We start from the raw sequence: 14319 nt of genomic DNA, 5'->3' as shown, positions 1-14319 counted from the left end.
GATACGATGCAAATTCAAACTTAAAGTGACATTAAAGTCACTTTTCTGTACAATATTCCTACTTTTCACTATTATTTTAATTAGGCATCTAAAAACCGCTTTGAAAGCGAAAGGGATGGAACTGTGACTGGATTAAAACAAGTACTCAGAAACAAGAATTATGTCAGGTTTTTCCTGGCAACCTTCGCCTCACAAATGGGAGGAATTATCGGGGTTACTGCATTCATGTTTTATTTGTTGAAACGGTTTACAAATCAGCCATACTATGCAACGCTTGCCGAGTTAATGTATTCGCTCCCGATGCTGGTAGTATTTCTCGTGGTTGGAGTGCTGGCAGATCGGATGGACAGACAAAAAATTGCTGTTAATTGTGACTGGATCAGCGCTTTTTTATCCTTATGTTTGCTTATTTTTATTTGGGTCGATTCGATTCCTTTGATATTTGCCCTCCTCTTCATTCGTAGTGCTGCCTCCAAATTTTTCTTCCCAGCCGAAAGTGCCATTATACAGGGGATATTAAGCGAAGATGATTACACCATTGCCGCAGGCCTCAATCAAATGATGGGGAGTCTTTTCATGTTATTTGGAGGAACTCTAGGGGCCGTCGTCTACTGGCACTTTGGAATTACTGGAGCCATCCTAATTGATGCTATTTCTTTTATTGTGTCTGCACTGCTTATTCGTTCCTGCAAAATTCCAAAGGAAGTACGCCTTCCGAACGGGGCACATCAATTCAAACAATTAAAATTCAAACTTGTCATGATCGATTTTAAACAAGGGTTTCTTTACATATTACGCAACAGACTATTGCTTTGGTTGGTTTCAGGCTTTTTTATGTTCGGTATTTTAAATGGTGGTTTTAGCGTTTTACCGATGTTTATTCTTAAATATAAGCTAGCTCCAGGCAACTATGAGCAGTATATGGTTTGGACAGGTATTATTTTTGGAGCTGGTGTGTTGCTTGGTACCCTAATCGCTTCTCTCATCTCCGCCAAGCTAAAGCTACACCAAATGATTGCAGCGGGAGTTCTGGTAGCCGGAATAGGTATGTGCATACTAGGATTTGTTGACCACATCTACGCTTTTCTGATTATCAATTTTGTCATTGCACTGATACTTCCGTTCATTAACATTGGCATAGGAGGATGGCTTCCTCGTATTGTAGATCCTCAAATGATGGGACGTGTGCAAGGTTTGATTAATCCGTTAATGATGCTGTCCCAATCTCTTACATTAGGTTTCATTGCTATAAGCTTTCCTTCATTTATTTCAATTGAGCTCTTGTTTTTATTAGTTGGGGTCTGTACCGTTATTGTAGGAATATACTACACTATTGTGCTTCCCCGTTATGCTGATTACAGCACTTCTTCCAAGACCCTTCAGGAATCTTTATAGGCAAATTAAAAAAGTCAAACAGCAGACCATTCCGCCAGCGATTGTTGAGTTGCCACTTCCGCCTCCGAATCCAATGCAGAGGTGGCTTCATCATATCCCCCCTCAAATACTCCACAAGTACATACGTTGGTTGCATACGACTAGCTCGTCACAACCCAGTAGATACATAGACCGATAGGGTATGTAATATTCAAAAAAAAAACGCCCGGCAGACGCATTAGCTGCATCAGCAGGACATTTTGATTGAAATCGGAGTAGCGGGATTCGAACCCACGACCTCACCCACCCCAAGGGTGCGCGCTACCTGACTGCGCTATACCCCGATAACTCAGTGTATGTAGATCGATGCTGTTATTTACCATTATATTCTGGTCATAAAATCCTGTAAAGGGATTATTTTCTCATTCTTCCGTTGCATTTTTAAGTTGTTTTCATTATGGTAGATACAAAAGTTAAGAGGTCAAAAACAGAGATCTTAGGAGCTAACCATGCAAAGCAAAAAAGTGCTTATACCCGTTGCATTACTTCTTTTAATACAATTAAGCGTTCCTGTCTGCTATACCTTTGCACAGGAGAACCTTATCATAGATCAAGAAACGAAAGAGAGAATCAAAGAACAATATGGCTTGGATGAACCGGAATTTCCTTCATCAAAGCAGCAGCAAAACATATTATTGGGAGGTGATTTTGGATTTACTCCCTCTGGTGATGCTGTTGTGGTGGAATTGACCATATTGATTCGGTATCCGCTCATTTTTATCAGTCAACAACTGGTACATTCACTGAAATCATAATTTTTTCTACAAGTTCCATGATATAGAGCATAAAAATCATTTATTTCGTAGCAAGTTGTCTGCCACTTGGGGTCACTTCATCCTTCTTATTGAAAAGGTTTAATTCAATGGGTCCCCTACCATGTAGCCACAGCAGTTCATCGAATAAAAATGTCAGTCCATCCTTAGCGCGTAAGCGTTCGATGATATCCGTGACAACTTGCATAACTTCCCCTTGTACACCCTCTGCCAGTTGCAAGCCTCCGCTCTCTCCATCCAGATAAAGATGCGTATGATATGATTGCTCCACCTTCTTCACATGGCGCAAACACAGTATGCCATTTTCGAGGTAAAAGAAATATTGATGGTCATACAGAATCCCCTCGCATATCTCATACATATGAGGTAAATCATATGGCCCCTGAACCATGGATACTCGTTCCAATCCCATTACCCATTCTGTCATACATCCTCGCTCCATTCCTTTGTTCATTTATCACAGCTTAGTTCGATGAAATATTAACCTGTATTACAATTTATCCATTTTAAAAACCGCTTAAAATTATTATATAACGTTGTTATATGAATTTTATAAGGAAACTTCTATACGATTTTTAAGCCTCCTCACGCATTAATTGTTTTAGGATTATCAAAATAGTGACTGTTGCTAAATTTAAAGCATTTTGATACTATAAAGGCATCAACTTAGTTTACTTATAATCTTGTTAACTAGATTACTTGATTACAAATATACACTTATGTTTCATACATGTCAACTAGTTTACCTGATTACTTTTTGGAGGAATTGTTGTGATTAGATTTTCTCTTGATAAAATTATGAAGGACCGTGGACTCGAACAGAAAGATATTGTTTCTATTACGGGAATTAATAGGAATACGGTTAAAGCTTTGGCCTCCAACGCAAACGCCCGAATTGACTTTCCAACCTTGAACACACTTTGTAGAACCCTTGGCGTACTCCCTGGTGAACTGATCGAATACTTGCCAGAAGACGACGAAGAGAGCCGTTAACATGCTTACGGCCCTCTGTTTTTTATACAATATTCAAATTTTTTACCGATCTTCCACTCAATTAGATTCGCTCATCGTTAAACCATTCCTATCGGCGATTTCAAATAAACTCTTTCCATGTATGATAAATGTCAAATAAAGCATTAGGGTTACGTTGTCCCTTTAATACTGCAAACATTTTATTCGATAAAATCATGATCACATCCATATCTTTTTGCTTAGTCAAACCAGTGATAACAGGGCGATTAAGGCTAACATACGACTTGGGTTTAAAAACAACTCCCCAATCCAACCCACTGTGATTACTTTTTACAACCTCACCTAGATAAATGGCAATATCCAGTGTAAAAGCTTGGGATTTTGTGTCGAGTTTATTCTCACATATATAGCTCTTCAATCATTCTTCAGTCTCTGAATACTCCTCTTCTAATTCTGACGTACTTTTGTTTTGAATCTGTACATTTCTTAAATACCATTCCCAAATATCTATGAGCGAACGATCACTGTAATCCAGATGTATCTGTGAAAATGCGCCAAGTTGCTCTAAACGCGAAGGTATTTGTTGTTTAAACCAATTAAAATGTTCTTTAGCTTCGTTTTCACTCATTTCAGAGTATTCTTTCATGTCAAAAGGTGGTTGCATTAATTTATATTCCATTTCAAAAATCCCTTCTTGCTTAGCTATCTTAATTCGAAGAAAAATTCACGGTAACACCACCTAATACTAAGATCGTTAAAAGATCCGTAAAATATTGCTGTGGTGAAAATCCATAACATCTCTCTTCTTGATCCCATTCTTCCTCGAATCTTTCCAACAAATAATGTGCGTTTTCCCAATGGATCGTGAACGGTCCTACTGTCCCAAAACCTCCACAGAGACAGTCCGATATACTGTCCAAGCTAAATCCATAGTACCCTCCGGGCCCATTAATCGCTTCACCAAGTGCTATGAAAAATGTTGTAAAATCAGATATGTATTCGCCGTCCAAGGTGTAGACTTCTCCTCGTTTATCCAGTCTGGCAAAATGATTAGATGCAGAATGTATTCTAGTCACGTTTAGCCACCCGGACCGTTCTTCTTTAGAAAAGCCTTGCCATATATTATTTTCAAGCGACTTATCACCCTTAAAAAACTCCCATAATCTTAATTCCACAGGGGAGGGCTTCGTTTCAAGTATACCTGTTAACTCCAGATTGAAGTTTCCTTTATTGTAGTTTAGTTTATTGATTATGTAAGATTCAGGTAGGTGATAATAATAGCTTCCAATCACTGTTTCTTCATCATTTAAAATAGCAATGTACAAGTTGTATATAGATTGTTTTAACTTCGTTATGTTTTCTATGAATTCTTCGTTAAATACAAATTGCTCAAAAATGACCTTTTTATATGTTTCGACAATGATATCACCCGTTAAGCCAACCACATCTCTACAATAACCAACAGTGAGCCCACTTTCATCGTCAATGACAGCAAATCTCGGCCTCATTTTATATCATACCTCCTCACAATAATTTTAAGGAATGTAGCATTTTAAGGCATCACTTTTAGCTTCTTGAGTAGAATAATCAATTAATTTGAAGCCGATAAGGATTGAGATCCTCTACACTTTTTATTTTTTTTAGATCTTCTGCAGGTATTGCAAAATAAATTTCCCCCTTCTCAGACTTAAATGTTAACGAAGCATCATACTTCTTTTCAACAATCCACTGCTTTATTTCCAACATCTCTTGCAGATAGTGAGTGGCCGAAAAGTTACCTTTAATAAGAATTGTAGCGTTTGATGAGAAGGCTCGGCTAACAGTAGAATAGCTTGGAATTTCATCGCGGTATATTATAGTATGACTTCCAAGACTATATATATCTACTATCACTTCTGCATCTGATCCTGTAACTTCCTTTGCTTTTTTGGTCACGGCAGTGTTTATCTCATCCATCCAAATAGAACAGGCATAGTTATCCATCATTTGCCCATAATAGTCTTCATCCACCAAAAAAGAAATCCCTGAGTCAGAGATCACATTAGCTATAAATTTATCATTCTTAAAATCATAATCTATTGAATCAATTTTCCAGTTCATAGTGTACGTTTTATGTAGGTAGTCAGTGGCGTTACTCCGAAATTGGACTCTTTTTATCGGACTTCCTGTTGTAATGGATACAACTATGTATGCAATTACAATGATGATCACGAATAAAACAGTTTTTTTTACCACTCCAACCAAACCTCTCTAATAAAAGAATCATGTAAAAAGCTCTAAAGATTCCAGCAAAAAGTCACGCTTATATTTGTTTTTATAATCGGCTAGCTTTCTTCTTATCTTTTGTCTACATATGTCCTTTTGCGCCTTAGTAATTTTATCTTGTACGGTACTTATCAGTTGATAGGATTGTCTACTCGCTTCAAAGGTATCATCCAGTAAATCTACCAGCGCCACAACATGAGTAGATACGTCAAAAAATTCTAAAGCATATAACAGTGTTCCTCTATTCCCCTTGGTCTTTGGATTTCTTAACAAGTCGATAAGAGGCAACACCGCTTCACGGTCTCCTAGATCAGCTAACGTAATGGCGATTACATTTCTTAGCAATACACTATCCGTCGTTGCTAAATATCTCAATAATATTGGAGTGAATGTATAATCCAGCTTTTCACCTATCTCCTCTATAATCCTTACCGCTTCCTTTAAATCTCCACTTTCTATGACTTCTTCTAATCGCATTTTGTTCATAGTTTACCAACCCACCTTATTACAATATATAGCAACTATCCAGTCTTAATGCAATTCAATAATTTACATATGATAACAATCCGATGTCTCTTTTGTATATAGCGAACATTGTCGAGACCCTAAATAAATATCCATTCATTGATTTAAAATAAACAAAATGTTATATTGTCTATAAAATAATCATCATTTAATTGAGGTGTTTGCTAAAATGGATCATTCCGAACTGTTCTGGAATGCTGGAATCGAAGAACTAAAGCGAGGATATATTCGCCAAGAAGAGCAGGTAATTTGCCTGCTGGACGGACATCGATTTGAGCAAGGCATCATATATCAGGATCAAGGGGTATTTTATGACGCGGAGAGGTACATGCGACTTCATATTGAGCGGACGTACGGATCGGTGTTTGACTATTTGATCGGTCTGGACAAAAAGCTGACTGGACTGACGGATCATCAGAATCGACTGCTCCAATTATTTTATCAAGGCATGGGCGATGCGGACATTCAAAAGGAAACCGGAATCGGTAGCGCATCCACCATACGCAATCATCGCTTTGGTCTCAAAGAAAAAGAACGGCAAGCCAAGGTATTTCTCACATTAATGGAGCTGCTAAAGGAGAAAGACCGCCACGCTCCTGCCATTGTAGAAGTACCCATAGGAGCACGGATGGTGGACGAACGCTACAACATTACGGAAGACGAAAGGCAAAAGGTACTCACGAAGTATTTTCCGAATGGGACAGACGGATGCCTGAAAACCTTTAAAATGCAAGAAAAGCACAAGCTGATTGTGCTACGTGAAATTGCGGGCCGTTTTGTGAAGGGACAAATATATCATGAGAAGGATATCAATGCGATTTTACAGGAAGTGTATGACGATTATGTCACGGTGCGAAGATATATGATTGAATATAGTCTATTGGATCGCAAGCCGGATGGCAGTGAATATTGGTTGAAGGAATCTTGAAGCTCAACGTTTATACAATAGGAGGATTCGACAATGAATCGAAGAAAAGAATTGGTGCAGCAGTACATGGAGATGAAGACAGAGGCAGGAATCTATTGCATTCGCAATACACGTAATGGAAAAATTTTCGTCTCTTCCACGCCGAATTTAAAGTCGCTGAATGGACGGCGTTTTGAGCTGAACATGGGTGGATTTAAGAATAAACAACTGCAACAGGAATGGAATGAGTATGGCGAAGATTCGTTTGAATTTGAAGTGCTGGACGTTTTGAAGAAAAAGGACTCAGCGTTCTTTGATGTCAAAGATGCACTGACAAAGCTGGAGCAGACCTGGCTTGATCGACTCCAGCCATACGGAGACAAGGGATATTTGTAAACTTACCGATCCACGGAAAACTCCTTCCGAAGGTAGCCAAAAATAACAGCGTCGACAAACTGACCTTTTTCATAAAAATAGTCTCTCAGGTGACCTTCTTTAGTAAAGCCACTTTTGAGCAGTAGCCGTCTGGAGCCTTCGTTATCTGGATCAATGAAGGCTTCTATACGGTGAACCTGCGGCAATTGAAAGCCATAATTCACGACCACCTTCATCGCTTCTGTCATCAGACCTTGCCGCCAATATTCCGGTGCCAGCTCATACCCAATTTCAATACGGGAGTGCTCCTTGTGCCAGTTATGGAATCCAATTGTACCCACGATCCGCTCAGGAGCTTCTTTTATCGTAATCCCCCAACGAAAGCCCTCTTGCTTCTCATATCTGGTTAGCATCGAACGAATAAATTTTTCGGCTTGCTCTACCTCTGTAAAGCTTTCCAAGTCATAATATTGTGTGACCTCATCCTTGGAGAAATAGCCGAACACATCCTCCGCATCCCCTACTGTAAGCTGTCTTAAACGAAGCCTATCGGTTTCTAAAATCGGAAACGTTTCCATTGACATTATCCATCTCCTCCTTCACATCGAAGAACCTATCTTATCAGCCACCAGCCAATCCCAACCATCACTCCATTTATGAAGAATAATACAATACATGCTCTCCACTTGCTGATTCCACTTGTTTGAAAAAAACCTGTGACTTTACTACGACACATGAACAACGTAAACAACAAATTCCAAATAATACGCATACCATATTTTACGTAGTATAGAGCAGGGTTTAGCTGTACACCGCCCAACGTTGGAGGGATATCCGGAATAAACAGAATTGCACACGTATAACGCATGGTCTCATATGTAAAATAAAATACTGCCAGCCACCAAGCCCACTTCTTACCAAATAACATACCGACACCGGCAGTCGTCCCTGCCAAACCGAGTAACGCGATAAATCCTTGAAACATGCCCCTACAAATGCCTACTAACGTAGAAGCCTCATTTAATGCATTAAGCGTCAATAGCTGGGTCACCAACAGAAGTGCCCCATTAAAGATCAATAAAATGGCTGAAATGCTTACACCTAAAGGTCGTTCGAAAACCACGTTCGTTACATAATCTTCTACTTCTTTTTTCGTATACAGATCTGACACTTCTTCTACTCTCCTAACCCAAATTATATACTTCCATTTTCGGGCGGGTATAATAACAGTATGTTCTCGCCTCATTCCCATATATCGGCTTTTAGGAAAATATGATTTAATCTTTCCTGAAAATTCCGTTATCCGTAAGCTAATCAATATTATTCAGTGCAGCCATACTGCTAATGATCATCCTCTAATGGTATCTAATTAGCTTCATGAGAATCTTTATCATTAACAGAATCCCAAATAGAGTAATATCTATCCTTATACTACCATTCCAAGAATGAATCTGACAAATGAATGGACTACTACTCGCGCTTATGAATGTACACGCGTTATTTTCGTGGCCCTGTAACCTTCAGATGACTGGATATACTCTACTTGATAACCCATTCGGGCATCCAAAAGCTCTTCCATAAACGGAAGGCACGGACTGTAAATAAAACTCCCTCCTGGCCGAATGGCTCTAAGCAATTCCATATATTTGCGAGCGTACTCATGAATATTACCATCTGCCTTCAGATGATGATGTATAAAATGATTGGAGAATGCCATATGTGAAATGATCGTCCCCCATGCACTTTCTCCAAAGGTGGTCTCTAACCAATCTCCTCGAGTGACACAACCTTCTGTTTCAGCCAGCCGATCTGTTCCGTAAGCCTCAATTCCACAGGCACGTAAATAAGTAATTAACCGTGCCTCAGATCCGCAACCAACATCTAGAACAGGCTCTTGCAAACGAGCAATGTCCAATCCTAGTAGATTGGCTTGCAACTCCGGCGTATATTCCTCACAAGGTATCCAAAAGGTATACTCACACTCTGCATACTTAGCAAACATTTCACGTCCATTGGTACGAGTTAAAAAATCTCTCAAATGTCCATAATGCTGCTGAAGCAGCAAGTCCAGGATTGCTCTATCTATAGATTTCTTCTGGAACAACTTTTCAATCCGAGTGAAGAGTCGATCATACAGCTCCGTAAGCTCCCTCGCATGATCTGTGTGAAAATGTAGATACTGATTGGTATTTACAAACTGGGACAGTATTTTAGCCGCTACATCCGTCACAAAAGCGTTATACGTATGCTGGCGCTTCAAGCTTTGAAGCATGAGGATCAGCTCCGAGCTTCTCTGCGTCAGCCAGTACGTCATTTCTGTTGAAGGTCCTAACAGAACAGAACCCTCGCGCATATAAAATAAACTCCGATGCTGATTGTACAGGAGTTGACCGTTAATAAGATTATGAAGTTGAGCGACTGTCATTCTCGCTTCCTCCTTAAGATCCAGAACATTAGAGCCCTACCCAAGCCTAAGCAATGCTATCTTTGGGTAGGGCCCGCTTATTTTCTAAGTATACCATGACTATGGAAATAATGTTTTATTGCGAATCTTCCGCCTGTACATAAGAGGATAAAGGAATATTCAGCTCACGTATTCCCTGAGCTACCAGCCGAGCTATTTGCTCCGCACCGTATTCCTGAAAATGTGTATCATCCTTCACTCCATCAGGAAATGCAGGATACACCCCTGGCTCCACATGTAAAAATAACGGGAGTGTTCCTTCGAGGCCAAGTGTATCGTAGTACGCTACACTCAAGCGGCTAAGATCGACCAGTGCAACATTTGTCTCCGATGCTGTTTCCTTCATGGCCTGCACATATTCCGGGAAACTAATCCGAAACGAGGCACTTGCCGCATCATAATCTCGGCGGCCAACAGGAGTAATTAGCACAGGTGTTGCACCGCGTTGCATGGCTCCTTGGATGTAGGTTTTTAAGTAAACTTTGTAATCCGCGGGTGAAACATAACGCTCTTGGTTGTTGATCGCGGCATCATTATGCCCAAACTGTATGAGCAGGTAATCTCCTGGACGGATATTGCGTAAAATATCATCTAACCGCCCTTGTACCAGAAAGGTTTTCGTGCTTCGTCCACCAATAGAACGGTTCACAAAAATAGGCTCATCTGTGAAGAACGGAGCAATCATTTGCCCCCAGCCCGCCTGAGGCTTCATCGCGGATTTATAGGTTTGAACCGTAGAATCTCCCGCAAGGTATACCGAAGGGTGTTCTCCAGCCGTTCGAGCATCCTTTGGAGTAATAACCAAAGCGTTAATCTTCGCTTCATTACCTGAGAAATACAATTCGAGCTGACCATCGATGAGTGCAAGTTCAAATCCAGCCTCGACAAATTGTCCTGCTGTTTTGGTAGTAGGTTCTACCTTGACAATGGACTCGGCTTTAACCGTAATGTCTGTGTTTCCGGCAGTATCTCCGGCAATAAGGGAAAGCGTGTAATCCGCAGGTGGTAAATTGACGACAAATGATGATCCTTGAACACGAACAAAATCTGAGCGTATAGCATCACTTCCACCACGATCCTCTTCATCCACCTTGGAAAGATCGGTAAATCCATAGCCTCGCTCAGGCGTGTAAACATCCTTGGCAGTGACTTGGGTGCAGCCGTCAGCTACGTTCCCTGGGCCAAAGTCGAATCGAAGAGGCGCCGCAAGCTGTCTTTCGGCCAGTGCCTGCCCTGGGATAAGTATGGTCGCAAACAACAAGCTGAATCCTGCGCATAATCCAATCATCTTACCGAACAACCTGTGACGCTTTCCCTTTTGTTTCAAGCGCAACCCTCGCTTTTCAGGTTATTTGAGTGGTTTGTCATTGTCTCTACGTGTATTGCTCCCCGCCAGCTTTTGACAGCCTTGATCCAGCGCCCAGGATACCACAATGCCAACTGTATACCTGATCAGATCCGCGGTCAGAAACCCTTTCCCAAGCACCAAGCCGCCCAGCGTCGTTGCCCGAATGTGGTTAATCCAGGGAGCCTGGTACATCTGGCTGAACTCAATGGCGAAGCAAAACAGCAAGCTGCCCCACAGGGCTACAGACAATTGACGATTCACCCACAACATTCTCAGCCCAAAATAAATCATGCACGCCCACAAAGCATCCCCAAAGTGATTAGCAACGAATTCAGGCAACTGGGAGGAGAAAACCCGGCTTCCCAAACCCAACAAAATCGTGACCAGCACAGCAATTAGGTACGCAGCGCGGGCCTTCCAGCGGAATTTCGCCTTTATTTCCCGATTGGCCTTCCTGATGATGCTCTTACGAACGCTCCTCATGCTAAATCACCTGTCCTAATGCTGGGACATCTTCGCCAAGCTGCTGGAAATTCGTAAAGCATCCTCTTTTGGATAGCGCTTGCAAGATTGCTGAACCTTTTGCTGATGACATATTGTATGCACACTAACTTGTCTGTATTTTTCATAATATAATTAATCATAATGAGCCTCCGTAATATCGTACAAACCATCAGCAACTTCCAAACTGTTCATGTGAGGATACTAGAATTCAATACCACGCACCTTGGCAAAAACCATTTGGTGTGCCATGCTTCCCTCTTCATCATACTCGACGTTTCTTAAAATCCCCTCCAGTGTAAAACCTGCACGTTCCGCTACCTTGGCGCTGCGTGTGTTTCTGGAATCACAACGAATCTCCACCCGATTGGCATTCAAATGCTGTATGGCAAAATTCGTAATACCGTGCACGGCCTCTGTGATAATGCCTTTTCCGGTCCATGATGTTCTGAGCCAATACCCAATTTCAAATCTTCGTGCATCCCAATCAATACGATGCAGACCGCTGCTGGCTACAAATTCTCCCGAAACCGTATCAAATATGTACAACATCATATCAGACCGATCCAGAAATTTAAGTCTGGCTTGGCGCGAACGGATTTCAGATTCCTCTGCCGTAGGAAGATTTCTTGCAAACGGAAGCCAAGGCCGCAGTTCATTCGCACTCTCTCGTATCGCCTCATTGACTGCCGCCCCATCCCCCCATTGCGGAGCGCGTATGGTCAATCGTTCCGTCTGGAATTGGTCAGGGAACGATAAGAGAATGGGATTCGATTGCTGCTCCATACTCATGATGCACCCTCCTCCTTATTCGTTGAATAACTGCGACGATCCAGCCAACCTGTGATTTCACGCAAACTCCCAATCTGATAGTCCGGTACAATGCCCGTTTCCTGCCACGTCATAAAGCCTTCCAGCCAGATGGTATGCAATCCTGCACTTTGTGCACCACGAATATCATTTGTCGGGTGATCGCCTACATAGCAGGCATGGCCGGGATCGACAATGCCCAGCTCATTCAGAGCCAACTCGAAAATTCGAGGATTAGGCTTCTGGATGTTGACGCCGCCCGATACGATAATAGAATCGACATAATCCCTCAGCATAACTCGGTCGATTTTCGCTTGCTGCGTACGGAGTGAGCCGTTGGTAATAATACCAAGCTTCAAGCCACGCGACCGCAGTTCGGACAGCACTTCCTTGGCCCCGTCCATCAACACCGTAAACTTATGAAATTCACCATACCAAAAGCCCAACATCTCTTGTACTGACGTATCGGGATTTTTCAGTTCCAAGTCTGCATGCAGCTCGGTATACAGTTCCCTCTTATCCCGATATCCGTCCTGATCCGCCAAACGTATCTGTTCAACGACAGCCGCGCGGATCGCAGCTTCTTCTGCCACAATAAATCGTTCTATAAAGCGCTCTGTATATGCTGCAAACGCCTGTTTGCGATGAATAAGAGTATTATCCAGATCAAAAACAATCGCTTCTATGGACATAAATAGCTCCCTTCCTTCATCCTCTTGCACCGATTAGGTTGAAACAAATTGAATAATTCCTATTAGAAATAAAAGAAAAAAAATAGACAAGAAAATGATGATCATGTACTTCAAGATTCTCTTGGAGGTCGACTTTTGTTCCAGTTTGGTCTCGATCTGGGTCAACCTTTCTTTGATTTCTTCCAAATCCTGCTCCACCTTCACATCATGCTCCCCTTCCTTCGTTTCGACTTATTCATCTTCCTGACACTCACTCAAAAAAGTTGCTCCAAAAACGCACCTTTTTTACGGCATTAAAATCAATTTGTTCATAAGGCTTCTCTCCAAATTCCAGCTTGAAATACTCCTGCAAACATTCCCCATACACGATAATATCCGTTTGATACACGGAAAATACCGGATTTCCTTCTTCAGATGGCTGCTCTGGGATATATCGATGTCCGTTGATCGGGATTAGCTTGGGCACACGTAAAAACTCACGTTTACATATAGCAACGGCTTCTGCCGAATCTGTCGGTTTTTCGCCCCATTCGGGAGGCCAGAATATATGCTGCTCTACATCAAAAATCATACCTTCCAGCGGCCAATTCAACCTTTGCCGAATTACACCCATCCGCTGTGGTGACGTATCTCTCCAAGGGATAAAGCCTTTACCGATGGGAAGAACACTCATTAGAAGCTCCCTCAAATCGGGCGGGAAGTGAATATCATACCTGCCTTCGACGTCGGTAACCTCTTGTATGGATAAGCCTGGAGCTAAGGTCACATCGTGTTTACGTAATAAATCTATGATATAAGCGATATCCATCTCTTATCGACTCCTTAGCAGCTAGCTAGTTGACCGGATTGGTCAAGAGGCCTACCAGGCTTGTAACTTCAACTTCACCAACACGGCGCGGGCCTTCCATAAAATATCCCCTCGTTCCTACCTGTATCCGGTGTCGGTGTATCTTTTCCCTCATTTCTCCAAACAAAACCCACATTCTCGCCTGTCCTTCCCGGTGAACCGGATGCTCGGTATCCATGATCAATTGACCATCTTCATCTTCAAACTCAGGATGTATGGCATAAATTCCCGTCGTCGTGATTTCATCGCTCTCATAGGCAAAATCACAGCGATAACCCTGAATAGGCAACTGTTTCCTGCCTCCTTCTTCCGGCGTGTAAAATCGATATTTTATTGTAAAATCGTGCGTATGCTGTCTGCTGTTTTCATAGGGGTTCCACATTTCATATCTTCCCCTTAGGTCTTT

General features: G+C 41.7%; 20 protein-coding genes and 1 tRNA gene. 5 read left to right on the top strand and 16 right to left on the bottom strand.

Annotated features, from left to right (window positions below; genetic code table 11):
* The first annotated feature begins 123 nt into the window (after positions 1-123).
* Entirely contained in the window at positions 124-1395 is a 1272-nt protein-coding gene (locus MHI21_RS07375; RefSeq protein WP_342419732.1) for an MFS transporter, read from the top strand.
* A gap of 249 nt (positions 1396-1644) precedes the next feature.
* On the opposite strand, the gene MHI21_RS07370 is transcribed toward MHI21_RS07375, so the two are convergent.
* Positions 1645-1718, bottom strand: a tRNA-Pro gene (locus tag MHI21_RS07370).
* A gap of 165 nt (positions 1719-1883) precedes the next feature.
* Between MHI21_RS07370 and MHI21_RS07365 the strand changes: the two genes are divergently transcribed.
* On the top strand, positions 1884-2189 hold the full coding sequence (locus MHI21_RS07365) for a hypothetical protein (protein WP_342419731.1): 306 nt from the start codon (positions 1884-1886) through the stop codon (positions 2187-2189).
* Between the two features lie 40 nt (positions 2190-2229).
* Here MHI21_RS07365 and MHI21_RS07360 read toward each other — a convergent pair whose 3' ends face one another.
* The gene (locus tag MHI21_RS07360; RefSeq protein ID WP_342419730.1) at positions 2230-2634 is read right to left on the bottom strand and encodes a hypothetical protein; all 405 of its coding nucleotides are present in this window, start codon (positions 2632-2634) and stop codon (positions 2230-2232) included.
* Positions 2635-2978: 344 nt separating this feature from the next.
* Here MHI21_RS07360 and MHI21_RS07355 point away from each other — a divergent pair, with 344 nt between their 5' ends.
* Complete coding sequence (locus MHI21_RS07355; RefSeq protein ID WP_010349271.1) at positions 2979-3200, top strand: helix-turn-helix transcriptional regulator; 222 nt, start codon at positions 2979-2981, stop codon at positions 3198-3200.
* A gap of 100 nt (positions 3201-3300) precedes the next feature.
* Here the strand turns inward: MHI21_RS07355 and MHI21_RS07350 are convergent, their stop codons facing one another.
* The 5 genes from MHI21_RS07350 to MHI21_RS07330 form a co-directional block, all read right to left on the bottom strand.
* Positions 3301-3597, bottom strand: a complete 297-nt coding sequence (locus MHI21_RS07350; protein WP_023987740.1) for a hypothetical protein — start codon at positions 3595-3597, stop codon at positions 3301-3303.
* The gene (locus MHI21_RS07345; RefSeq protein WP_341161947.1) at positions 3598-3858 is read right to left on the bottom strand and encodes a hypothetical protein; all 261 of its coding nucleotides are present in this window, start codon (positions 3856-3858) and stop codon (positions 3598-3600) included. It abuts the gene before it with no gap.
* 28 nt (positions 3859-3886) lie between these two features.
* Positions 3887-4687, bottom strand: coding sequence for a barstar family protein (locus MHI21_RS07340; protein WP_341161948.1), 801 nt, complete (start codon positions 4685-4687; stop codon positions 3887-3889).
* Between the two features lie 79 nt (positions 4688-4766).
* Positions 4767-5414, bottom strand: a complete 648-nt coding sequence (locus MHI21_RS07335) for a hypothetical protein (protein WP_342419729.1) — start codon at positions 5412-5414, stop codon at positions 4767-4769.
* Between the two features lie 27 nt (positions 5415-5441).
* Complete coding sequence (locus MHI21_RS07330) at positions 5442-5930, bottom strand: HEAT repeat domain-containing protein (RefSeq protein WP_342419728.1); 489 nt, start codon at positions 5928-5930, stop codon at positions 5442-5444.
* Positions 5931-6138: 208 nt separating this feature from the next.
* On the opposite strand from MHI21_RS07330, the gene MHI21_RS07325 reads away from it, so the two are divergent.
* Positions 6139-6897: a DUF2087 domain-containing protein gene (locus MHI21_RS07325; RefSeq protein ID WP_342419727.1), complete on the top strand. Its 759-nt coding sequence runs from the start codon at positions 6139-6141 to the stop codon at positions 6895-6897.
* A gap of 33 nt (positions 6898-6930) precedes the next feature.
* A complete protein-coding gene (locus MHI21_RS07320) occupies positions 6931-7272 on the top strand; it encodes a GIY-YIG nuclease family protein (protein ID WP_069291460.1) in 342 nt (113 codons plus the stop codon).
* 2 nt (positions 7273-7274) lie between these two features.
* On the opposite strand, the gene MHI21_RS07315 is transcribed toward MHI21_RS07320, so the two are convergent.
* The 9 genes from MHI21_RS07315 to MHI21_RS07275 form a co-directional block, all read right to left on the bottom strand.
* Positions 7275-7835 carry a GNAT family N-acetyltransferase gene (locus MHI21_RS07315; RefSeq protein ID WP_342419726.1) on the bottom strand — a complete coding sequence of 187 codons (561 nt, stop codon included), beginning with the start codon at positions 7833-7835 and terminating at the stop codon, positions 7275-7277.
* Positions 7836-7864: 29 nt separating this feature from the next.
* The gene (locus MHI21_RS07310) at positions 7865-8422 is read right to left on the bottom strand and encodes a hypothetical protein (protein WP_341058147.1); all 558 of its coding nucleotides are present in this window, start codon (positions 8420-8422) and stop codon (positions 7865-7867) included.
* A 309-nt stretch (positions 8423-8731) separates the two neighbouring features.
* Positions 8732-9676, bottom strand: coding sequence for a class I SAM-dependent methyltransferase (locus MHI21_RS07305; protein ID WP_250261989.1), 945 nt, complete (start codon positions 9674-9676; stop codon positions 8732-8734).
* A 115-nt stretch (positions 9677-9791) separates the two neighbouring features.
* Positions 9792-11003, bottom strand: a complete 1212-nt coding sequence (locus MHI21_RS07300) for an SGNH/GDSL hydrolase family protein (protein ID WP_342420188.1) — start codon at positions 11001-11003, stop codon at positions 9792-9794.
* A gap of 60 nt (positions 11004-11063) precedes the next feature.
* Entirely contained in the window at positions 11064-11546 is a 483-nt protein-coding gene (locus MHI21_RS07295; RefSeq protein WP_165176205.1) for a DUF2809 domain-containing protein, read from the bottom strand.
* Positions 11547-11768: 222 nt separating this feature from the next.
* Entirely contained in the window at positions 11769-12356 is a 588-nt protein-coding gene (locus tag MHI21_RS07290; protein ID WP_342419725.1) for a GNAT family N-acetyltransferase, read from the bottom strand.
* Positions 12353-13066 carry an HAD family hydrolase gene (locus MHI21_RS07285; RefSeq protein ID WP_342419724.1) on the bottom strand — a complete coding sequence of 238 codons (714 nt, stop codon included), beginning with the start codon at positions 13064-13066 and terminating at the stop codon, positions 12353-12355. The genes MHI21_RS07290 and MHI21_RS07285 overlap by 4 nt, the downstream gene beginning before the upstream one ends.
* 250 nt (positions 13067-13316) lie before the next feature.
* Positions 13317-13874 (bottom strand): SMI1/KNR4 family protein, encoded by a 558-nt coding sequence (locus tag MHI21_RS07280; protein WP_342419723.1) that lies wholly within the window; start codon positions 13872-13874, stop codon positions 13317-13319.
* 25 nt (positions 13875-13899) lie between these two features.
* Positions 13900-14295, bottom strand: coding sequence for a hypothetical protein (locus tag MHI21_RS07275; protein WP_342419722.1), 396 nt, complete (start codon positions 14293-14295; stop codon positions 13900-13902).
* Positions 14296-14319 lie beyond the last annotated feature (24 nt).

This window comes from Paenibacillus sp. FSL H8-0168, assembly GCF_038592955.1.
In the GTDB taxonomy this organism is placed as follows: Bacteria; Bacillota; Bacilli; order Paenibacillales; family Paenibacillaceae; genus Paenibacillus; species Paenibacillus polymyxa_B.
This window is presented reverse-complemented; position numbering and strand designations above follow the sequence as displayed.